The 21,908-nt window shown below is 66.3% G+C and carries 21 protein-coding genes; 14 read left to right on the top strand and 7 right to left on the bottom strand.

Going from position 1 to position 21,908, the window contains the following annotated elements; all coding sequences use genetic code 11:
* Positions 1-75 precede the first annotated feature (75 nt).
* From tsf to rpmE, 11 genes are all read left to right on the top strand, one after another.
* Positions 76-1,002, top strand: a complete 927-nt coding sequence (gene tsf / locus VFG17_RS18005; protein WP_325030760.1) for a translation elongation factor Ts — start codon at positions 76-78, stop codon at positions 1,000-1,002.
* Positions 1,003-1,117: 115 nt separating this feature from the next.
* Positions 1,118-1,840, top strand: coding sequence for a UMP kinase (gene pyrH / locus VFG17_RS18010; RefSeq protein ID WP_325030761.1), 723 nt, complete (start codon positions 1,118-1,120; stop codon positions 1,838-1,840).
* A 23-nt stretch (positions 1,841-1,863) separates the two neighbouring features.
* Positions 1,864-2,418 (top strand): ribosome recycling factor, encoded by a 555-nt coding sequence (frr, locus tag VFG17_RS18015; protein ID WP_325030762.1) that lies wholly within the window; start codon positions 1,864-1,866, stop codon positions 2,416-2,418.
* 122 nt (positions 2,419-2,540) lie between these two features.
* On the top strand, positions 2,541-3,227 hold the full coding sequence (gene uppS, locus VFG17_RS18020; protein ID WP_325030763.1) for a polyprenyl diphosphate synthase: 687 nt from the start codon (positions 2,541-2,543) through the stop codon (positions 3,225-3,227).
* A 4-nt stretch (positions 3,228-3,231) separates the two neighbouring features.
* On the top strand, positions 3,232-3,903 hold the full coding sequence (locus tag VFG17_RS18025; RefSeq protein ID WP_325030764.1) for a phosphatidate cytidylyltransferase: 672 nt from the start codon (positions 3,232-3,234) through the stop codon (positions 3,901-3,903).
* Between the two features lies 1 nt (position 3,904).
* Positions 3,905-5,068 carry a 1-deoxy-D-xylulose-5-phosphate reductoisomerase gene (locus tag VFG17_RS18030; protein ID WP_325030765.1) on the top strand — a complete coding sequence of 388 codons (1,164 nt, stop codon included), beginning with the start codon at positions 3,905-3,907 and terminating at the stop codon, positions 5,066-5,068.
* Entirely contained in the window at positions 5,061-6,191 is a 1,131-nt protein-coding gene (gene rseP, locus VFG17_RS18035; protein WP_325030766.1) for an RIP metalloprotease RseP, read from the top strand. The genes VFG17_RS18030 and rseP overlap by 8 nt, the downstream gene beginning before the upstream one ends.
* A 73-nt stretch (positions 6,192-6,264) precedes the next feature.
* The gene (gene bamA / locus VFG17_RS18040; protein ID WP_325031419.1) at positions 6,265-8,949 is read left to right on the top strand and encodes an outer membrane protein assembly factor BamA; all 2,685 of its coding nucleotides are present in this window, start codon (positions 6,265-6,267) and stop codon (positions 8,947-8,949) included.
* Entirely contained in the window at positions 8,949-9,638 is a 690-nt protein-coding gene (locus tag VFG17_RS18045; protein ID WP_325030767.1) for an OmpH family outer membrane protein, read from the top strand. The genes bamA and VFG17_RS18045 overlap by 1 nt, the downstream gene beginning before the upstream one ends.
* Before the next feature lie 4 nt (positions 9,639-9,642).
* Positions 9,643-10,122, top strand: coding sequence for a 3-hydroxyacyl-ACP dehydratase FabZ (gene fabZ, locus VFG17_RS18050; RefSeq protein ID WP_325030768.1), 480 nt, complete (start codon positions 9,643-9,645; stop codon positions 10,120-10,122).
* Positions 10,123-10,277: 155 nt separating this feature from the next.
* A complete protein-coding gene (gene rpmE / locus VFG17_RS18055; protein WP_037555096.1) occupies positions 10,278-10,505 on the top strand; it encodes a 50S ribosomal protein L31 in 228 nt (75 codons plus the stop codon).
* 12 nt (positions 10,506-10,517) lie between these two features.
* Here the strand turns inward: rpmE and VFG17_RS18060 are convergent, their stop codons facing one another.
* Entirely contained in the window at positions 10,518-11,990 is a 1,473-nt protein-coding gene (locus VFG17_RS18060) for a glycerol kinase (RefSeq protein WP_325030769.1), read from the bottom strand.
* 308 nt (positions 11,991-12,298) lie between these two features.
* On the opposite strand from VFG17_RS18060, the gene VFG17_RS18065 reads away from it, so the two are divergent.
* The 3 genes from VFG17_RS18065 to VFG17_RS18075 all read left to right on the top strand — a co-directional run bounded on the left by VFG17_RS18065 (position 12,299) and on the right by VFG17_RS18075 (position 16,606).
* The gene (locus VFG17_RS18065) at positions 12,299-13,690 is read left to right on the top strand and encodes a DEAD/DEAH box helicase (protein ID WP_325030770.1); all 1,392 of its coding nucleotides are present in this window, start codon (positions 12,299-12,301) and stop codon (positions 13,688-13,690) included.
* A gap of 148 nt (positions 13,691-13,838) precedes the next feature.
* A complete protein-coding gene (locus VFG17_RS18070) occupies positions 13,839-15,509 on the top strand; it encodes an MFS transporter (protein ID WP_325030771.1) in 1,671 nt (556 codons plus the stop codon).
* A 56-nt stretch (positions 15,510-15,565) separates the two neighbouring features.
* Positions 15,566-16,606 (top strand): alpha/beta hydrolase, encoded by a 1,041-nt coding sequence (locus VFG17_RS18075; protein ID WP_325030772.1) that lies wholly within the window; start codon positions 15,566-15,568, stop codon positions 16,604-16,606.
* Here VFG17_RS18075 and VFG17_RS18080 read toward each other — a convergent pair.
* From VFG17_RS18080 to VFG17_RS18105, 6 genes are all read right to left on the bottom strand, one after another.
* Positions 16,560-17,312 (bottom strand): alpha/beta hydrolase, encoded by a 753-nt coding sequence (locus VFG17_RS18080; protein WP_325030773.1) that lies wholly within the window; start codon positions 17,310-17,312, stop codon positions 16,560-16,562. The two genes, VFG17_RS18075 and VFG17_RS18080, sit on opposite strands and share 47 nt — an antisense overlap.
* A 46-nt stretch (positions 17,313-17,358) precedes the next feature.
* Positions 17,359-17,598: a hypothetical protein gene (locus VFG17_RS18085; protein WP_037555101.1), complete on the bottom strand. Its 240-nt coding sequence runs from the start codon at positions 17,596-17,598 to the stop codon at positions 17,359-17,361.
* Between the two features lie 160 nt (positions 17,599-17,758).
* Positions 17,759-18,430: a spermidine synthase gene (locus VFG17_RS18090; RefSeq protein ID WP_325030774.1), complete on the bottom strand. Its 672-nt coding sequence runs from the start codon at positions 18,428-18,430 to the stop codon at positions 17,759-17,761.
* A 6-nt stretch (positions 18,431-18,436) separates the two neighbouring features.
* Entirely contained in the window at positions 18,437-19,687 is a 1,251-nt protein-coding gene (locus VFG17_RS18095; RefSeq protein ID WP_325030775.1) for an N-succinylarginine dihydrolase, read from the bottom strand.
* Positions 19,688-19,689: 2 nt separating this feature from the next.
* Entirely contained in the window at positions 19,690-20,691 is a 1,002-nt protein-coding gene (locus VFG17_RS18100) for an arginine N-succinyltransferase (protein ID WP_325030776.1), read from the bottom strand.
* Positions 20,688-21,899: a hydrolase gene (locus VFG17_RS18105; protein WP_325030777.1), complete on the bottom strand. Its 1,212-nt coding sequence runs from the start codon at positions 21,897-21,899 to the stop codon at positions 20,688-20,690. Before VFG17_RS18105 ends, VFG17_RS18100 begins: the two co-directional genes overlap by 4 nt.
* Positions 21,900-21,908: the final 9 nt, after the last annotated feature.

Raw genomic sequence — 21,908 nt, forward strand, 5'->3', positions numbered from 1 at the left:
TGACTTATCGCCCCGCCATGCGCGCGAGGCGTCCCGCGGGCCAGACGGGCTCGCCCCTTTTGAAAGGAATATTCCATGGCTGAAATTACGGCCGCTCTCGTCAAGGAACTGCGCGACCGCACGGGCGCAGGCATGATGGATTGCAAGAAGGCGCTCGCCGAAAACAATGGTGACATCGAAGCGTCGATCGACTGGCTGCGTACCAAGGGCCTCGCCGCCGCCGCCAAGAAGGCCGGCCGCGTCGCCGCCGAGGGCCTCGTTGGCGTCGCCACCGACGGCAACCGCGGCGCGATGGTCGAAGTGAACAGCGAAACCGACTTCGTCGCCAAGAACGAACAGTTCCAGGGCTTCGTCCGCGACGTGACGCAGGTCGCGCTCGCCGGCAGCATCACCGACATCGACGCGCTGAACGCCGCAGCCTATCCGGGCGGCGCCACCGTCGCCGAACAGCTGACGCAGAATATCGCGACGATCGGTGAGAACCAGTCGCTGCGTCGCTCGGCGATCGTCTCGGTGAATTCGGGCGTCGTTACCGGCTATGTCCACAACGCCGCCGCCCCCGGCATGGGCAAGATCGGCGTGCTTGTCGCGCTCGAATCGACCGCCGGTGCCGACGTTCTCGAACCGCTCGGCAAGCAGCTCGCGATGCACGTCGCCGCCGCCAACCCGCTGGCGCTGAACGGCGACGATCTCGACGCCGACCTCGTCGCGCGTGAACGCGCGATCGCCGAGGAAAAAGCCGCCCAGTCGGGCAAGCCCGCCGAAATCGTCGGCAAGATGGTCGACGGCGCGATCGCCAAGTATCGCAAGGAAAACGCGCTGCTGTCGCAGCTCTTCGTGATGGACGGCAAGACCCCGGTCGCCGAAGTCGTCGCCGCCGCCGGCAAGGATGTCGGCGCGACGATCACGCTCAAGGGTTTCGTCCGCTTCCAGCTCGGCGAAGGCATCGAGAAGGAAGAAAGCGATTTCGCGGCGGAAGTCGCCGCCGCCGCCGGCGTTTAAAAGGCACAATACGGACTGCCGCATTCGCCGCGGCAGTTCGCTTGGCAATGGCGCGTGCCCGTTCTAGGGTGCGCGCCATTCGCTTATTCATCGATACCAAGAGGTTCCCCCGCACATGGCATTGCCCGGCATGAAACGCATTTTGCTCAAGCTGTCGGGCGAGGCGCTGATGGGCCCCAGCCCGTTCGGCATCGACCCCGAAACGGTCGCGAGCATGGCGGCCGAGGTCAAGGAAGCCAAGGATCGCGGGCTTGAAATCTGCCTCGTCATCGGCGGCGGCAACATCTTCCGCGGCATGGCGGGCGCCGCCAAGGGCATGGACCGCGCGCAGGCCGACTATATGGGCATGCTCGCGACGGTGATGAACGCGCTCGCGATGCAGAATGCGCTCGAGCAGCTCGGCGTCGAAACGCGCGTCCAGTCGGCGATCGAAATGGACAAGGTGTGCGAGCCGGTGATCCGCCGCCGCGCCGAGCGCCATATGGAAAAGGGCCGCGTGGTGATCTTCGCCGCAGGTGTCGGGGCGCCCTATTTCACGACCGACAGCGGTGCCGCGCTGCGCGCCGCCGAGATGAAATGCGACGCGTTGCTCAAGGGCACGAGCGTCGACGGCGTGTATAACGCCGACCCCAAAAAGGACGCGAGCGCGGTTCGCTACGACACGCTGAGCTACGACCGCGTGCTCGCCGACAATCTGAAGGTGATGGACGCGAGCGCGGTGGCGCTGTGCCGCGACAATCATATCCCGATCGTCGTGTTCAACATCCGCGAGCCCGGCAATCTGGCGCGCGTTCTGGCGGGCGAGGGCGTTTCGACCGTCGTCGCGGACGCCGCCTGACAAGATCAAGAGAGGAAAGACAGATGGCGAAATATGACAAGGCCGACCTCGAACGCCGGATGCACGGCGCGGTCGAATCGCTGAAGCACGATCTTGCCGGCCTGCGCACCGGCCGCGCGCACACCGCGCTGCTCGATCCGGTGACGGTCGAGGTCTATGGCAGCCACATGCCGCTGAACCAGGTCGCCTCGGTCAGCGCGCCCGAACCGCGCATGCTGTCGGTGCAGGTGTGGGACAAGTCGAACGTCGGCCCGGTCGACAAGGCGATCCGCTCGGCGGGGCTCGGGCTCAACCCGATCGTCGACGGCCAGATGCTGCGCCTGCCGATCCCCGAAATGACGCAGGAACGCCGCAAGGAATTGTCGAAGCTCGCCGGCCAATATGCCGAAAAGGCGCGCGTCGCGGTGCGCAACGTCCGCCGCGACGGCATGGACAATCTGAAGCAGGACGAGAATAAGAAGGAAATCAGCGAGGACGATCGCAAGCGGTCGGAAACCGAGGTCCAGAAGCTGACCGACGCGACGATCGCCGATATCGACGCCGCCGCGACCGCCAAGGAAAAGGAAATCCTGGGCTAGTGCTATTCCGGGCTTATCTCTCTTCCGTTCGGGCTGAGCCTGTCGAAGCCCCGTCCTTTTCTTCCGAAAGAAAGAACGGCCCTTCGACAAGCTCAGGGCGAACGAGTTTTTAGGTTCTTCCTGTGACTGTTCCCGATCACGGCGCGCGCCATGTCGCTATCATCATGGACGGCAACGGCCGCTGGGCCAAGAAGCGCCTGCTGCCCCGCGTCGCCGGGCACAAGGCGGGAGTCGAGGCGGTGCGCACGATCGTGCGCGCGGCCGGCGACCTCGGCATCGAGGCGATGACGCTCTACGCTTTCAGCTCCGAAAACTGGAAGCGGCCGGAGGAAGAGGTCAGCGACCTGATGGGACTGATGAAGCGCTTCATCCTGTCCGACCTCGACGAATTCGCCGCGAACGATGTGAAGCTCAAAGTGATCGGCAACTGGCGCGCGCTCGCGCCCGACGTTGTCGCACTGATCGAAAATGCGCTCGAACGCACGTCGGGCAACAAGCGCACGACGCTCGCGGTCGCGCTCAACTATGGCGCACAGGACGAGCTCGTTCGCGCTGCGAGCGCCGCCGCCGCGCAGGGCGAGATCACTGCAGAGGCGGTCGAGGCGAACCTCGACACCGCCGATATGCCGCCGCTCGACCTGCTCATCCGCACCTCGGGCGAAGTGCGGCTGTCGAACTTCCTGCTGTGGCAATCGGCCTATGCCGAACTCTATTTCACCGACATTTTGTGGCCGGACTTCAAACCGGCCGATCTCAAAGCGGCGCTCGACCATTTCGCGCGCCGCGATCGCCGTTACGGGGGACTTTAAGGGCATGGCGACAGCGGCGAAATCGGATCTCTGGGTGCGGCTCGCGTCGGCGATCATCCTGTTCGCGATCGCGGGCACCGCGCTGTGGTTCGGCGGCATCGCCTTCGGTCTGCTGCTGCTCGTCGGCGGGGCGCTCGTCCTCGTTGAATGGTTTCAGCTCGTGAAGGCGATGACGCTCGGCAGCGGCGTCAAGACCGCGCTCCACATCCTCGGCCCGATCCTCGTGCTCGGCGCGATGGCGGGGCTCTGGTTCGTCCGCGACCATCTGGGCATGACCGCCGCGCTGTGGGTCTTCGGCATGGTGTGGGCGACCGACATCGGCGCTTATTTCGCCGGCCGCGCGTTCGGCGGCGCGCGTCTTGCGCCGACGATCAGCCCGTCGAAAACCTGGTCGGGGCTGATCGGCGGCATGGTCGCGGCGCTGATCGCCAGCGCGACGATCGGCGACCGCGCGGGCATCGCCGGCGTACCCTTGTGGATCGGCCTGTTCATGGGCCTCCTCGCGCAGCTTGGCGACCTCGCGCAAAGCTGGATGAAGCGCCGCGCCGGCGTCAAGGATTCGGGCAAGCTCATCCCCGGCCACGGCGGCCTCTTCGACCGCGTCGACGGCGTGCTGCCCGTGGCGCTGCTGCTCGGCGCGCTGGCCTTCGCCGGCCAGATCGCGGTGCGCGGCTGACATGACGCGCCGCCTCTCCCTCTTCGGCGCGACGGGCTCGGTCGGGCAATCGACCCTCGACCTCGTGCGCCGCGATGGCGAGGCGTGGCGGGTCTCCGTGCTGACCGCCAATTGCGACGTTGCCGAACTCGCGAAACTCGCCAAGGAATTTCGCCCCGACCTCGCCGTCGTCGCCGACGAAAGCTGTCACAACGCGCTCAGGCAGGCGCTCGCCGGAACGGGCATCGAAACCGCCGCGGGCGCCGCCGCGCTCGTCGAGGCGGCGCAGCGGCCCACCGACCTCGTCATGGCGGCGATCGTTGGCACCGCGGGCCTCGCCCCGACGATGGCGGCGCTCGCGGCCGGCACCGACGTCGCGCTCGCCAACAAGGAGGCGCTTGTCTCCTCCGGCGAGCTGATGACCGCGGCGGCACGCAAATCGGGCGCGACGATCCTGCCCGTCGACAGCGAGCATAATGCGATCTTCCAGTGCCTGGCAGGCGGCCGGATCGACCAGGTCCGGCGCATCATCCTGACCGCGAGCGGCGGGCCCTTCCGCACGATGCGCGCCGACGACATGGCGCGCGTCACGCCCGCACAGGCGGTCGCGCACCCCAACTGGTCGATGGGCGCCAAGATCAGCGTCGATTCGGCGACGATGATGAACAAGGGCCTCGAACTGATCGAGGCGCACCACCTGTTCCCCGTCGGGCTCGAACGGATCGAGATCCTCGTCCACCCGCAGTCGGTGATCCACAGCCTCGTCGAATATATCGACTGCTCGACGCTCGCGCAGCTCGGCTCGCCCGACATGCGCATCCCGATCGCGTCGGCGCTCGCCTGGCCGCAGCGGATGGCGACGCCGTGCGCGCCGCTCGACCTCGCGACCATCGCCCGGCTCGATTTCGAGGCGCCCGACGAGGTGCGCTTCCCCGCGACCGCGCTCTGCCGCGCCGCGATCGCCGAGGGCGGCGCGCGCCCGGCGCAGCTCAACGCCGCCAACGAGGTCGCGGTCGCCGCCTTCCTCGCCGGCCGTATCTCCTTCCCCGCGATCGTCGACACCGTGCGCCGCGTGATCGATGCCGACGCCCCGGCCGTGCCGGCATCGCTTCAGGACATATTCAGCGTCGATGCCGCATCCCGCGCGACCGCTCAGCATTTTGTGGACCAGTACGAACATGCCTGATGTGCCGCTTTGGCTTTATCTTGTTGCTTTCCTCGCTGTGCTCGGGCCGCTCGTCTTCGTGCACGAATATGGCCACTATATCGTCGGCCGCTGGTGCGGGGTGAAGGCCGAGACCTTCTCGATCGGTTTCGGGCGCAAGATCCTCGGCTGGACCGACAAACGCGGCACCGAATGGAAGATCGGCTGGCTGCCGCTCGGCGGTTATGTCCAGTTCGCGGGCGACCGCGATGCGGTCAGCCAACCCGACGCCGATTGGCAGCAACTGCCTGCGGAGGAGAAATCGCACACCTTCCCCGCGCAGCCGGTGTGGAAGCGCGCGTTGATCGTCCTCGCGGGGCCGGTGACCAACTTCCTGTTCGCCATCTTGATCTTTGCGGCCTTTGCGATGGTTTACGGCGTTGGCCGTACCCCGGCCGTGATCGGTGCGGTGGACGCGGACAGCGCCGCGCAGGAAGCGGGGTTGCGGGCCGGCGACAGGATCGTCCGCATCGACGGTCGGACGATGGATACGTTCAACGACATTCAGGGCGCGGTGGCGTTCAACCTTGGCAAACCCGCCAGCCTAGAGATCGCGCGCGGCAATGAGCGATTGAACGTCATATTGCGACCGCGGATAATTTCCGAACGCGACCCGTTCGGCAACAAGAGCGAGCGCGCCGTGATCGGAATACGTTCGGGTGCGCCGGTCTATACGGCCGTGGGTCCCGTCGCGGCGTTCCAGGAAAGCGCCGCGCAGACCTGGGAGATGGTGCGGCTGACGGGGAGCATCCTCGGCCAGTTCGTGACCGGCCAGCGTTCGATCAAGGATATGGGCGGACCGGTCAAGATCGCCAAGCAGTCGGGTGAGATGGCAACGCTGGGGATCGGCACGCTGATCTTCTTCGCCGCCTTCATCTCCATCAATCTGGGGTTCATCAACCTCTTGCCATTGCCGATGCTCGATGGCGGTCATCTGGCCTTTTACGCCTATGAAGCGATCCGGCGACGTCCCGCGCCCCCAGAGGCGCAGGAATGGGCGTTCCGATTCGGTTTTGTGGCGATCGCGACCCTCATGCTGGTCGTGACTTTCAACGATTTGGGCTCAATTGGCGTGTGGGACAGGATCGCCCGCTTGATTGGTTAGCGAGTCTGGGGCAGGGAGTGGCGCGCAATCCCGCGGTCAGGCGGGTTTGTCGCTTTTGAATTATTTTTTCGGGATGAACAGCGTGGCTTCACACAAATTTTCGGCGCGGACGCAGCTGTCGGTGGTTCTTCTGGCCGGCACGATGCTCGCGACGCCGTTGATGGCGCAGGAAGTTGCGCCGCCGCCCGTCCCCGCGCCGACGGTCCCGGCGCCGGCGCCCGAAGCGGTTCCGGCTGCGACGACGATCCAGTCGATCACCGTCGTCGGTAACCAGCGGCTCGAGGCGCAGACGATCCTGTCGTACCTGCGCCTGCGCGTCGGACAGCCATATGACCGCGCGGTGCTCGACCAGGCGCTGAAGGACCTCGCCGCGACCGAGCTGTTCAAGGATTTCCAGATCACCGACAACAATGGTGCGCTGACGATCCAGGTCGCCGAAAACCCGGTGATCAACCGCGTGATCCTCGAGGGCAACAAGCGCCTCAAGGAAGACAAGATCCGTCCCGAGATCAAGATGGCGCCGCGTCAGATCTACACGCGATCGAAAGTCCGCGCCGACGTCGCGCGCATCATCGAACTCTACAAGCGGCAGGGCCGCTTCGCCGCGACCGTCGAGCCCAAGATGGTCTCGCTCGACCAGAACCGCGTCGACGTCGTCTTCGAAATCAACGAAGGGCCGAAGTCGAAGGTCCGCCAGATCAACATCATCGGCAACGAGAAGTTCAGCGACGGTGACCTCAAGGACGAGATGGCGACCAAGGAGGCGGGACTGCTGACGATCCTGTCGTCGAACACCAGCTACGACCCCGATCGCCTCGCCTATGACCAGCAGAAGGTGCGCCTTTTCTACCTGACCAATGGTTACGCCGATTTCCGCGTGATTTCCGCGGTCGCCGAACTGACGAGCAACAAGCAGGACTTCATCATCACCTATGTCGTCGAGGAGGGCGAACGCTACAAGTTCGGCGACGTCGACGTGCAGAGCGAGATCCGCGACTTCCAGCCCGAGATGCTGAAGAAGCTGCTGCCGATGAAGACCGGCGACTGGTACGACGCCAAGCTGGTCGAGGATACGGTCGAAAGCCTCAGCGAAACGGCGGGCCTGTTCGGTTACGCCTTTGCCGACATCAATCCCGAATTCCGCCGCAATCCCGACGACCGGACGATGGCGATTACCTTCAACGTCGGCGAAAGCCCGCGGACTTATGTCGAGCGCATCGACGTCAACGGCAACACGCTGACCCACGACAAGGTCGTTCGCCGCGAATTCCGCCTGAACGAGGGCGACGCGTTCAACAGCTTCGGCGTCAAGCGCACCGAGAGCCGCCTCAACAGCTTGGGATATTTCCAGGAAAATCTGGAAATCGAGCGCAAGGAAGGCAGCGCGCCCGACCGCATCATCCTCGAAACCAATGTCGAGGAAAAGCCGACCGGCGAACTGTCGCTGTCGGCCGGTTTCTCGTCGATCGAGAATTTTCTGCTGCAGGCGTCGATCCGCCAGCGCAACTTCCGCGGTCTCGGCCAGCAGCTTCAGGCCTCGGTCAACTATTCGAGCTATTCGAAGTCGATCGAGCTTGGTTTCACCGAACCCTATCTGTTCGACCGCAATATCTCGATCGGCGGCAGCGTCTATCGCCGCGACCTCAATTCGTTCAACTTCATCGACAACGATCGCCGCACGACCTTCGAACAGGTCACGACCGGCGCGCAGATCAACGTCGGTGTGCCGCTGACCGAATATATGTCCTTCTTCGGCCGCTACAGCATCAACTTCGACGATGTGACGCTCGACAAGTCGATCTATTATTTCGGCGACGAATGCGATCCGCTCGTCGCCGGCCGCTATCTCTGCGATGCGATCGGCAGCCGCACGACCTCGCTGCTCGGCTACACGCTCGCCTATGACGACCGCGACAACCGCATTCGTCCGACGCGCGGCCAGTCGCTGTCCTTGAGCCAGGATTTCGCCGGGCTCGGCGGCAGCGTCAAATATGTCCGTACGCGCCTTCAGGGCAGCAAGCACTTCAACCTCGGCAGCCGCTTCATCCTCAACATCTCGGCCGAGGGCGGTTACATCTATCCGTTCGGCGGGCGCCCGACCCCGACCAGCGACAAGGTTCGTCTGACCGACCGCTTCTTCCTCGGCGAACCGCAGATGCGCGGCTTCGACATTCGCGGGGTCGGTCCGCGCGTCATCCGCTATGCCGCGACCTATGATCCGCTCAATCCGGTGATCGACACCAGCAACGACAATCGCGGCCAGATCGATGACGCGCTCGGCGGACGCGCTTATTATCAGGGCCGGATCGAACTCGATATTCCGCTCGGTACCGGCGCGAAGGAACTGGGGCTGCGGCCGTCGATCTTCCTCGACGTCGGTTCGGTATGGAGCGTGAAGCGTCCGACGCTGACCACGCTCGACGATTTCCGTGACCCCGCCGACGGCTTCACCAAATTCCTCTGCCGCAACGCGACCACGGGCGTCAGTCAGTTCGCGACCGAAACCGTTACGACACCGGAAGGCGGCGTCCCAACGCCGACCGGCGACTATACGACCTGCCCGGAAGGTTTCTCGTCGCTCGCGCCGTTCGAGGAACGCTTCTTCGGCGACACCTGGATGCCGCGCGTCGCGATCGGCGCCGGGGTCAACTGGAACTCTCCTTTCGGTCCCTTCCGGATCGACTTCGCTTACGCCCTTCGTAAAGAAGAGGGCGATGACACCAAACGCTTCTCATTCAATGTAGGAACCCAATTCTGATGAAGAAAATCTTTGCCGCTTCCGCGCTGGCGATCGCCGCGCTGTCGGTTTCGCCCATATTGTCGGCCCCCGCTCTCGCGCAGGCCAAGGGCGTCGGCGTTGCCGACGTCCGTATCGCCGCCGCGCGTTCGAACGCCTTCCGCACCGCATCGCAGCAGATCGAAACGACCTACAAGGCGCAGATCGATCAGCAGCAGTCGCGCGGCCAGACGCTGCAGGCCGAAATCAATGTCCTGATCGCGAAATATAACGAAGAAGCGAAAAAGACGCCGCAGAACCAGGCCGCGCTGCAGGCCGCCGCCAAGGCGGTGCAGGACAAGCGCCAGGCCGCACAGGCCGAACTCGGTCAGATCGGCGCGCCGGTCGACCTCGCCATCGCTTATGTCGAAGACCAGATCAGCGTCCGCATGAACGAGGCGATCAAGGCCGCGATGACCGCCAAGAAGATCGACCTGCTGCTCAACCCCGACGCGGTGCTCGCACGCGAGAATAACGTCGACATCACTGACGCGGTGGTGACCGAACTCAACCGTATCCTGCCGAGCGTGTCGATCGCGGTTCCGGCCGGTTACCAGCCCGGCCAGCTCGTCCAGCAGCGCAACCAGCAGCTGATGGATCAGGCCCGCGCAGCGCAGGGAACCGCGACCCCGGCCCCGGCCCCGACCGGCACCCAGCCGACCACGCGCTGATCCAATGGCGGACGGGGACAATGGGGCAGGGGCGCTGGGCCCGGTGGATATCCGCCGGATTCTGACGCTGTTGCCGCACCGTTATCCGATGCTGCTCGTCGACCGGGTGGAATCGATGGTGAAAGACACCTCGATCCACGCGGTCAAGGCGGTGACGATGAACGAGCCCTTTTTCCAGGGCCATTTCCCCGGCCGGCCGATCATGCCCGGCGTCCTCATCGTCGAGGCGCTGGCGCAGGCGGGCGGCATTTTGGCGATCGAATCGCTCGGCCTCGGCGGCTCGGGCAAGCTCGTCTATTTCATGGGCATCGACGGGGTGAAGTTCAGGAAGCCCGTCGAACCCGGCGTGCTGCTCGACCTCCACGTCACGATCCTTCAGGCGAAGCGGAACATCTGCAAGTTCGAAGGCCGCGCGATGCTGGGCGATAGCCTCGCGACCGAATGCCAGTTCACCGCGATGATCGCCGATCCGCCGAGCGACTGAGCGGACCGCCCTTCGTCGTCATCCCGGACATGATGACGAGGCAAGTGTTGCATTTTCGACTATTCGCCGTTAGGGGCAGCCGCTTCGCGGGCCCCGTGACGGGGAAAGCATCGACTCAGCCGCTGGTCGGTAACCAGCGGCACAGGAGCCAAGAGATGAAAAAAGACGTTCACCCCGACTATCACATGATCACGGTCAAGATGACCGATGGCACCGAATATCAGACGCGCTCGACCTGGGGCAAAGAGGGCGACGTGATGACGCTCGAAATCGACCCCACCGCGCACCCGGCCTGGACCGGCGGCACCGGACGCCTGCTCGACGCCGGCGGTCAGGTCGCGAAGTTCAACAAGCGTTTCGGCGGTCTCACCCTCAAGCGCTAATCCGCTTCGGGTTTACCCCAAGACTTTTGCAAGCGCGCTTTGCCACCCGGCAAGGCGCGTTTTGCGTTTCTGGTCGTCGATTGCGGGCGTGAAGCGCGTCGCGGTGCCGCGCATCGCGGCGGCGGCGCTCGCGAGATCGGGATACAGACCGGCTCCCGTCGCGGCGAGCATCGCGGCGCCAAGCGCGGTGCTCTCGACGAAGTCGGGCCGCTCGACGGTCAGATCGAGCATATCGGCGAGATCCTGCGCCATCCAGTCGTTCGCGGCCATGCCGCCGTCGATGCGCACCTCGGCCCAATCGACGCCGTCGGCGGCGAAGGCCGATTTGAGGTCGTGCGCCTGATAGGCCTGCGCCTCCAACGCCGCGCGCGCGACATGCGCCTTGCCGCTCGCGAAGCTCAGCCCCGACAGTGCCGCGAGCGCATCGGGCCGCCAGTGCGGCGCGCCGAGGCCCGCAAGCGCGGGGACCAAATAGACGCCGCCATTGTCGGCGACCGAGCGCGCCAATCCCTCGCTCTCGCCCGCGCTCGCCAGCAGGCCGAGCCCGTCGCGCAGCCATTTGATCAGGCTGCCCGCGACGAACACCGACCCTTCGAGCGCATAGGAGCGGACCTCGCCCTCCTGCACCAGCACCGTCGCGAGCAGGCGATTGTCCGATATGGGCCGCGCCGTGCCGCTCGCCGACAGAATGAAGGCGCCGGTGCCGAAGGTCGCCTTGGTCTGCCCGGGCGACAGGCACGCCTGGCCGACCGTTGCGGCCTGCTGGTCGCCCGCCATGCCCGTGATCGGGATCGCGCCGCCGAACAGCGCTGGGTCGGTCGTGCCCACCGTCGTGGTGCAGCCGGTGATTTCGGGGAGCAGCGCCTTCGGCACGCCGAGCAGGTCGCAAAGCCCGTCGTCCCAGCCCCCATTGCCGTTGATGTCCATCAGCAAGGTGCGCGACGCATTGCTCGCGTCGGTGACGTGCATGCCGCCGGTCAGGCGATAGACGAGGTAGGATTCGACCGTCCCGACCGCGAGCCGGTCGCCCGCTTCCTCGAGCTGCGGCCAATGCCGCAGCGCCCAGCCGATCTTGGTGCCGGAAAAATAGGGATCGAGCAGCAGGCCGCTCGTCGCCTGCACCGACCTCTCGTGCCCCGCCTCCTTTAGCGCGGCGCAGTCGGCGGCGGTGCGCCGGTCCTGCCACACGATCGCGCGGGCGAGCGGCTCGCCGGTCGCGCGGTCCCAGAACACCACGGTTTCGCGCTGGTTGGTGATGCCGATCGCCGCGACACGATCGGCGCCGCCCGCGCGCGTGATCATCTCGCGCGTGCAGGCGAGCGTCGCGTCCCAGATTTCGGCGGCGTCATGCTCGACGAGGCCGGGGCCGGGATAGTGCTGCCGTATCTCGCGCTGCGCGCTGCCGAGCGGGGCGCCGTCGGCCGCGAAAAGCATCGTGCGGGTCGAGGTCGTGCCCTCGTCGATGACGATGATCTTTTCGGCCATGGCATTCCCTCTCCCGTCGCTCTTCCACAAGCTCAGCACGAAACGGTGGAGGGGAGCAATCCCGTGCCAAGCAATTATCTTGCAATATCGCGTAATCCATGCCATATATTGTGCAGCGCAGCATGGCGGGCCTTCCCGCCGCAACCACCGGCAGCGTGATTTTCCCGTCCAAATCTGGCGCGGGACGAGCCGGACCAGCGCTTTGTCCCCAGAGGCACCCTTTCACGCGGGTCGTTTCGAACCCGCGGCCGTGCGCCGTCCGTTCGAACCGAACGGATGCTGTGCGCGTCGCCCCATGTGAGTATATTATGACGACTTTCAACGATTTTGGCCTGCACGCCGACATCAATCGCGCGCTCGCCGCCAAGGATTATACCCAGCCGACCCCGATTCAGCAGCAGGCGATCCCGCCGCTGATGAAGGGCCGCGACCTGTGCGGTATCGCGCAGACGGGCACCGGCAAGACCGCCGGTTTCTCGCTGCCCTCGATCCACCACCTGCTGACCTATCCGCATCGCCCGACCCCGCGCGGCTGCCGGATGCTCGTGCTCGCGCCGACGCGTGAACTTGCCGCGCAGATCGCGCAGAGCTGCCGCGACTATGGCCGCTTTACGAAGCTCAGCGTGTCGACCGTCTTCGGCGGCGTGCCGATTAACAAGCAGATCCGCGACCTGTCGGGCGGCGTCGATATTCTCGTCGCCACGCCCGGCCGCCTGCTCGACCTGATCGACCAGCGCGCGCTGCGCCTCGACGACGTCGAGATCTTCGTCCTCGACGAAGCCGACCAGATGATGGACATGGGCTTCATCCATTCGCTGCGCCGCATCGCCAAGCTGCTGCCGTCGCGCCGCCAGAATCTTTTCTTCTCGGCGACGATGCCGAAGGAAATCGCGCATCTCGCCGAACAATTCCTCGAGGAGCCGGTGACGGTGTCGGTGACGCCGGCAGCGACCACCGTCGAAAAGATCAGCCAATATTCGACCTTCGTCGAACAGAAGGAAAAGCAGGCGCTGCTCCATTCGGTCATTGCCAGCGAAGATATCGATCGCGCGCTGATCTTCACCCGCACCAAGCATGGTGCCGACCGCGTCGTGCGCCATCTCGCGGGCGCCGGGATCAAGGCGATGGCGATCCATGGCAACAAGAGCCAGTCGCAGCGCACCCACGCGCTGCAGGCCTTCCGTTCGGGCGACATCAAGCTGCTCGTCGCGACCGACATCGCCGCGCGCGGCATCGACGTGTCGGGCGTCAGCCATGTGATCAACTTCGAGATCCCGAACGTGCCCGAGCAATATGTCCACCGCATTGGCCGCACCGCGCGCGCCGGCGCCGAAGGCAAGGCGATCAGCTTCATCGCGCCCGATGAGCGTCCGTACATGCGCGATATCGAACGCGTCACCCGGTCCAAGTCGGCGCCGATGCCGCTGCCCGAGAATTTCAACGAGCTCGTCCGCAACCTGCCGAAGCCGGCACAGCCGCCGCGCGACACCGGCAGCAAGGGCCGCAACCCGCAGCGCCAGCGCGAAGACGCCCACCGCCAGCGTGACGGCGGGCACCGTGATGGGGGCCAGCCGCGCGGCGAGCGCGGCCCGCGCCGCGACGCTCCGGCGGCTGACGGCCAGCCGCAGCGCAAGCGCCGCTTCCGCCCGCGGAACAAGAGCGTCGGCGCGCACAAGGGCGCGGTGAAGCGCGTCGGTTAATCTCGAAACGTCATCAATTCCGTTCGTGCTGAGCTTGTCGAAGCACCGTTTTTTCCTCTAGCGTTCCGCAAAAGGAAGAACGGCCCTTCGACAGGCTCAGGGCGAGCGGATGTTGGGATGAACCACTTCCGGAAAAAGGGAGTGGTAAATGACTGACGGCGCAGGCGTAACGGCACCCATCGACACCCGGCAGAGCGAACGCAAGGTCATCCTGGCCTCGTCGCTCGGCACGGTGTTCGAATGGTATGATTTCTACCTCTACGGCCTGCTCGCGACGATCATTTCGGCGCAATTCTTCTCGGGCGTCAACGAAACCACCGGTTTCATTTTCGCGCTCGCTGCGTTCGCGGCGGGCTTTGCGGTCAGGCCGTTCGGCGCGCTCGTCTTCGGGCGCATCGGCGATCTCGTCGGGCGCAAGAACACCTTCCTCGTCACCATGGGGCTGATGGGCGCCTCGACCTTCCTCGTCGGCGTGCTGCCCAGCTATGCGTCGATCGGCGTCGCGGCGCCGATCCTGCTCGTCCTGCTCCGCCTCGTCCAGGGGCTCGCGCTCGGCGGCGAATATGGCGGCGCCGCGACTTATGTCGCCGAACATGCGCCCGAGGGCAAACGCGGCCTGTTCACCAGCTTCATCCAGACCACCGCGACGCTCGGCCTGTTCGCCGCGCTCGGCGTCGTGATCGTCATCCGCTCGGCGATGGGCGAGGCGGCGTTCGCCGACTGGGGCTGGCGCATCCCCTTCCTGATCTCGATCATCCTGCTCGGCGTCTCGCTTTGGATCCGCCTCCAGCTCGAGGAAAGCCCGGTCTTTCGCCAGATGAAGGAAGAGGGGACGACGTCGAAGGCGCCGCTGACCGAAGCCTTCGGACGCTGGGAAAATCTCAAATGGGTGCTCGTCGCGCTCTTCGGCGCGGTCGCGGGGCAGGCGGTCGTCTGGTATTCGGGGCAATTCTATGCGCTCTTCTTCCTCGAAAAGACGCTGAAGGTCGACGGCGCGACTGCGAACATATTGATCGCCATCGCGCTCGCGCTCGGCACGCCCTTCTTCATCTTCTTCGGCTGGCTCAGCGACAAGGTCGGGCGCAAGCCGATCATCCTCGCGGGCTGCGCGCTCGCCGCGATCACCTATTTCCCGGCGTTCCACATGCTGACCGAAGCCGCCAACCCGGGGCTTGCGGCGGCACAGACCCGGGCGCCGGTGACGGTGATCGCCAACCCCGCCGCCTGCTCGTTCCAGTTCGATCCCATCGGCAAGAACAAGTTCGATCGAACCGCGTGCGACGTCGCGAAATCGCATCTGGCCAAGGCCGGCGTGCCCTATGTCTCGCAAGACGCGGGGAGCGACTGGGCAACGGTTTCCATCGGACGCAAGGCGATCACGATCCCCGATCCGTCGGGCGGTCCCGGCCCCTGGCAGAATGCAGCGGGCATTTCGGGCCGGCTGGCCGAGATGGACGCGGCGCTCGCTGCCGCCAGCTATCCCGCCAAGGCCGACCCCGCCGCGATGAACAAGCCGCTCGTCGTCGCGATCCTCTTCTACCTCGTGCTGCTCGTGACGATGGTCTATGGTCCGATCGCCGCCTTGCTTGTGGAGCTGTTCCCGAGCCGCATCCGCTACACCGCGATGTCGCTGCCCTATCATATCGGCAACGGCTGGTTCGGCGGCTTCCTGCCGACGACGGCCTTCGCGATGGTCGCGGCGACCGGCAATATCTATTACGGGCTCTGGTATCCGGTGGTCGTGGCGGTCATCACCTTGGTGATAGGCCTTTTGTTCCTGCCCGAGACCTTTCGGCGTCCGCTCCATCCTCCGGCATAGATTGACCCTGCGTCCACGCGCGCTAGGGTCGCTTCACGCCTTGAGGGGGGCGCGTGATGATTGCTGACGATATGGATTTCGACGAGCCGCCGCCGCGGCGTCGTCCCTTGTTCCGGCGCAAGCGGGTGTTGATCCCGCTCGGCGTCCTGCTCGCTATCGTCGCCGGTTTCCTGCTGCTGCTGACCCCCGATACCGACCGCGACGAAATGATCGCCAAATATGGCGGCCCGGACGCGGCCTTCGTCGCGGGGCCGGCGGGCCAGCGTATCCACTACCGCGATCAGGGCCGCGCCGACGGCCCGCCGATCATCCTGATCCACGGCGCCAATGCCAGCCTCCATACGTGGGAGCCGCTGGTGAAGCGGCTCGGCGACACCTGGCGCATCGTCACGCTCGACCTGCCCGGGCACGGACTGACCGGCGCGACGCCCGACAGAGATTATTCGGCCGAGGGGATGATGAACGCCGTCGACGTCGTCGCGGCTAAGCTCGGGCTCGATCATTTCGTCCTCGGCGGCAATTCGATGGGCGGCTGGGTCGCGTGGCGCTATGCGCTCGCGCAGCCCGCGCGCGTCGATGCGCTGCTGCTGATCGACGCCGCGGGCATGCCGCTGCGACCGGGCGAGAAACGGCCCGAATCGAACGTTGGCTTCCGCGTCCTCGAATATCCCTTCGGCCGCTGGCTAGCGACGCGGGTGACGCCGCGGATGCTCGTCGAACAGTCGCTGCGCGGCTCGGTCGAGAAAGAGGACATCGTCGATGACGCGATGATCGACCGCTATTGGGAGCTGCTCCTTTTTCCCGGCAATCGCGAAGCCACGGTGCTCCGCGCGCGAATGGATCGCGAGCCCGAAATGGCGGCGCGGATCGGCGAGATCGCGGCGCCGACGCTGATCCTGTTCGGCGCCAGGGACCGCGTGATCAACCCCAGCGCCGCGAAGACGTTCAACGAGCGGATCGCGGGGTCGGAGGTCGTGATCCTGCCGGCTATCGGCCATTTGCCCATGGAGGAAGCGCCCGACGCGACCGCCGCCGCGATCGCCGACTTTCTTACGCGGCGGCTTGCGCCCGCGCCGGCTGGTCCAGAAACGCGCTGATCCGCGCCGAAATCGTCGCCGCGTGGGTGAAGGGGAAGAGGTGCGATCCCGGCACCACCTCGAGCACCGCGCCATCGATCAGGTCGGCGATCGCCTGGCCATGGCACGCCGGAACGACGCCGTCGCGCTCGCCCATCAGAATCAGCACCGGCGTGCCTTTGAGGTGCGGGAGCATCGCCGCACTCGTCCACCCCGCCATCGCCATCGACTGATAGGCGAGGCCGAGCGGGGTTGCGGTCGGCAGTTTGAGGCCGCTTGCCAGCATATCGTCGTCGAGCAAAGCCCCCCAGCCGATCCCCGGCGCGCCGACCGTCGGCGTCGTCGCCATCAGCACCAGCCGACGCACGCGCCCGGGAAACTGAATCGCGACCTGCTGCGCCAGCGCGCCGCCCCAACTGAACCCCGCGACGTCGATCACCTTGTGCCCGAGCCGGCCGGCAATCTCCATCACCACCGCCGCGATCGTCGGCGCGGCATAGGGCAGCAGCGCATCGGGCGATCCGCCGACGCCGGGCATGTCGAGCGTCCAGACTTCGCGGCCGTCGATCTGCGCGAGCAGCGGCGCGGCGGCGGCGATGTCGGCGCCGATGCCGTTGAGGAACAGGAGCGGCGTGCCGGGCGCGCCTTCGCGCCAGCGCGCGACGCGCAGGCTCAGGCCGTAAACATGTTCGGTGCTGATGGCGGGCCGGCCGCTGATCCTGCTCATGACGCGTGCCTTGGCATATCCTGATGACCGGCGAAAGACCGGTGCGCTAGCCCGCCCGCCTCGCGGCCTCCGCCGCCTGCTCGTAGCGCAGGCAGTCGAAAATCTTCGCGCCGGCCAGGAAGACCGACCCGGTGCACGCCAGCAGCAACAGCTTGCCGCCATAACCCGGATATTCGTGCAGATAGGCCGCGCCGCGCGCCATCGCGCCGACGGCGAGCGCATAGATGATCAGGCACGCCTCGAGGCGGGTCTTGATGACGAACAGGCGTCCGATCTTCTTCAGCATCGCCCTATCCCAAGCAAGCGCCGTGCCACCGGCGCAAATCGGGGATTCGGTGCACCGGGCTTATGGTAAATTGTAAGTTAATCCGACAGGTGGCGGAAGGGCGGGCGCTTGGAGATAGCGCGAAATCGGCCCGATCTGTCGCGTCCGGCCAGCAGCGGATCTATCCCGCCCGCGCGAACCAGATGACATGCCGCGCGCCCTTGCCGCTCGACCGCGCGCGGGTGGCGACTTCCTCGACCCGAAACCCCGCCGCCGCCAGCCGTCGCGCAAAACGAGCGTCGGGCGCGGCGGACCAGATCGCGAGCACCCCGCCCGGCCGCAGCGCCGCCTTCGCCGATGCGAGCCCCGCTGCCGAGTAAATCCCGTCGTTCGCCGCGCGCACCAGCCCGTCGGGGCCATTGTCGACGTCGAGCAGGATCGCATCATAGCGGCCTCGCCCGCCGGCAATCGCCGCCGCGACGTCGCCGATGACCAGCTCGACGCGCGGATCGTCGAGGCAGCCCGCCGCAAGCTTTGCCATCGGCCCGCGCGCCCAGTCGATGATTTCGGGGACGAGTTCGGCGACGGTGACCTTCGCGTCCGGACCGAGCGCCGCGAGCGCGGCGCGCAGCGTGAACCCCATGCCATAGCCGCCGATCAGCAGTTGCGCGGCCTCGGGCCCTCGCAGCCGCTCGCAGCTCATCACCGCGAGCGCCTCTTCGGAGCCGCTCATCCGGCTGTTCATCAATTCATTGCCGCCGATCGCGATGATGAAATCATCCCCGCGCCGGTACAGGCGCAGTTCGTCGCCGCCGGGGATCCGCGCCGTGTCGATCAGTTCGCGTATCTTCAAGCGATGTCAGTCCAGCTCGCCGAGGCTTAGTGCGGCGAGCAGCGCGCTCCGCGCCTTGCGCACATCGTTCGCCAGCGCCGCCGAAGCGAGATCGCCCGGCGCGATCGCCTCGGGCCAATGCGCCGCGACGATGTCCGCGATCCGGTCGAGCTTCGCCTCGTCGGCGACGAAGCGCGGATCGACGGTCGCGGGATCGGCGACGACGCGCAGGCGCAGGCAGGCCGGGCCGCCGCCGTTCGCCATCGACTGGCGGACATCGACGGGCAGCAGGCGGCGGATCGGGCCGTTGCCCGCGATATGCGCTTCCAGCCAGTTCCAGACGGCGGGTGTGTCCTGCGCTTCGGTCGGCAGCACCAGCCCCATGCCGCCGCCATCGGGCAGGGTGACGAGCTGCGCGTTGAACAGATAGGATTTGATCGCGTGCGCCAGGCTCACCGCGCTGGCCGGCACCTCGACGATCTCGACCGCGGGGAAGGCCGCGCGGATTTCGGCGTGCGCCGCCTCGCGGTCCTCGAACGCGGTCTCGTGCGTGAACAGCACATGCTCGTTGGCGACCGCGACGACGTCGTTGTGAAAGGCGCCGCCCTGGATCGCGCTGTCCGACTGGCGGATGAACAGCGTGCGCGCCGGATCGAGCCGATGCTTCCGCGCGATCGCCTTCGACGCGTCGAGGTGCTGGCGCGCGGGGAACCGCCCGCCGCCGACCCCATAGACGAAAATCTCGACGCCGGCCGCGTCGTGCCCGCTGCACAACCGCATATGGTTCGCCGCGCCCTCGTCGCCGAACGGCGCGGGCACGGGGGCGTGCACCTGAAACGCCGGATCGGCGAACGCAAGGCGAAGCTGCGCCAGCGTGCCCGGCCATTCGTGGCTGCGGTGCGGCATGGTGACGAGGTTCGCGACCGTCAGATGGCATTTGCCGTCGGCGCTGTCGGGCGCGGGCGAAACGGTCGCGGCGTTCGCGGCCCACATCGACGACGCCGACCAAGCCTGCGCACGCAAATGGCCTTCGGCGCCCTCCAGTGTCGTGCCGAGCGTTTCGAGCCAGGGCGCATCGGGCCGATCGAGCGGGACGAAAAAGCCTTGCGGCAGCCCGAGCGCCAGATTGTGGCGCATCTTCTCGATGCCTTGCAAAGCGGCGGCGCGCGGCTGCGACACGTCGCCGGCGTGACTCGCCGACGCGATATTGCCGCGGCTGAGCCCCGCATAATTGTGGCTCGGGCCGATGATCCCGTCGAAGTTGATTTCGGTGAGCATGGTTACCGCCCGATCCAGCTGATTTCGTCGCCCTTGCCGATGCCCAAAATCCGCGCCGCTTCGGCATCGATCGTCGCGTCGGCGCCGACCTTTCCGAAACAGCAGCGAAAATCCCCGAGCCGCCCGGTCGCGATCAGCGCGTCCTCGCCGTCGTCGGAAATGCCCGTCACCTCGACGTGGCTGGCATCACGCACGCTCGCGACCTGATCGGTACGCGCGGTCATTGTCGGGCCGCCGTCGAAGATGTCGACGTAATTTTCGAACGCGAAGCCTTCATTCTCCAGCATCCGCATCGCCGCACGACCCGTCGGGTGCGGCACGCCGATCACGCTGCGCGCATGTTCGTTCAGCATCGCGATATAGACGGGATGCTTGGGCATCAGGTCGGCGATGAACTGGTTGCCGTGGACCGCGTTGAACTGGTCGGCTTCCTGGAAATTCATCCCGAAGAATTTGCCCGCGACCCCGTCCCAGAAGGGCGACCCACCCGCCTCGTCGATCACCCCGCGCAGCTCGGCGAGGATTCGGTCGCCAAAGCGCGCGCGGTGGCGTGCGATGAACAGATAGCGCGAGCGCGCGAGCAGCAGCCCGAGCCCCCCGGCGCGCGCCGCGGGGTGCAAGAACAGCCCGCCGACTTCGGATGCGCCGTTCAGGTCGTTGCTCAGCATCAGCACCTGCGCGTGAAAGGTGCGGTTCAATTGTTCGCTATGCTTGCTGTCGGTGCCGATGCGATAGCTGTAGAAAGGCCAGCGCTGGCCTACCTGCCCGAAAATCTGGCAGGTGCCGCGCACTTCGCCGCTGTCCAGATCCTCGAGCACCATCAGATAGAGCTCGTCGGCGGGATATTCCTTGTCCGAATTGAAACCCGCCTCGGCGCGCTCGAGCTTGGCGCGCAGTGCCTTTTTGTCGGGGGGCAGGTTGGTGAAGCCGCCGCCGGTCAGCTTCGCCATTTCGTAAATGCTTTGCAGATCGCCCGGTTTGGCCGCCCGGATCACATAATTCACACAGTCCCCCGTTCCGCTATTCTCAACATGGTCAGCGCCGACAGCTGCGCCCTTTCGGCGAGGCTGTCGACGATCAGAAATTCGTCCGAGCTATGAATCGCGCCGCCGCGCGGGCCCATCGTGTCGACCACCGGAATCCCGCACGCGGCGATATTGTTGCCGTCGCACACGCCGCCGATCGCGTTCCAGCCGATCGGCGGCAGGCCGAGCGCCGTTCCGCAATCGCGCACCAGCTCGAACAGCCGCGTCGCGGCGGGATCGAGCGGCTTCGGCGGCCGGTTGAAGCCGCCATGGACGTGGCAATGCACATCATGCTCGCGCGACACCGCCGCGATGGCATCGCGCATCGCGGCTTCGGCCGCCGCCATCGCTTGCGGGGTCGTCGGGCGCATGTTGACGCGCAGGATCGCCTGATCGGGCACGATATTGTTCGGGCCGCCGCCGTCGATCTTCGCCGGATTGACCTTCAAGCTATCCGATTTGAGCGCGCCGAGCCGCAGCGCAAGGTCGGCCGCTGCGAGCAGCGCGTTGCGCCCCTCCTGCGGATTGCGCCCGGCGTGCGCGGCGCGGCCGTGGACGATCACCGAGAAATTGCCGCTCCCCGGCCGCGCGCCGGCGAGCGTGCCGTCGGGAAGCGCGGGTTCGTAGGTCAGCGCCGCGATCTTGCCCTTCGCGAGCTCGGCGATCAGCCGCGCCGACGCCTGGCTGCCCGTTTCCTCGTCGCTGTTGATCATCACGTCATAGCCGACGCGCTCCGCGAGCGGTGAGGCTTCGAGTCCCGCGAGCGCGGCAAGGATCACCGAAATGCCCGCCTTCATGTCGGCGGTGCCGGGGCCGTTGAGCACGCCGGGTTCGAGCCATTTCAATGTCTGAAACGGATGGTCGGCGGCAAAGACCGTGTCCATATGCCCGGTCAGCAGCAGCTGCACGGGCGCCTCGGGCCGCACGCGGAGGTGCAGATGGTCGCCGCGCTGGATGATATTGACGTTGCCCGCGGCGTCGACGCTCTCGACCGGATCTGCCGCGACGAGCCGGACCTCGCCCGGCAGGGCGGAAAAGGCGTCGGCCAGCGCGCCCGCGACGGTCTTGAGTCCCGCAAGATTGCCCGTGCCGCTGTTCACCGCGGCCCATCGCTCGACCTGCGCGAGCATGGGCGCGTCGGCGGCGCGTTCGAGCACGGAGGCCTCGGCGGTCGTGACGGAGTTCATGCGCCGGCT

The sequence above is a fragment of the Sphingopyxis sp. genome (assembly GCF_035686825.1).
Classification (GTDB): Bacteria; Pseudomonadota; Alphaproteobacteria; order Sphingomonadales; family Sphingomonadaceae; genus Sphingopyxis.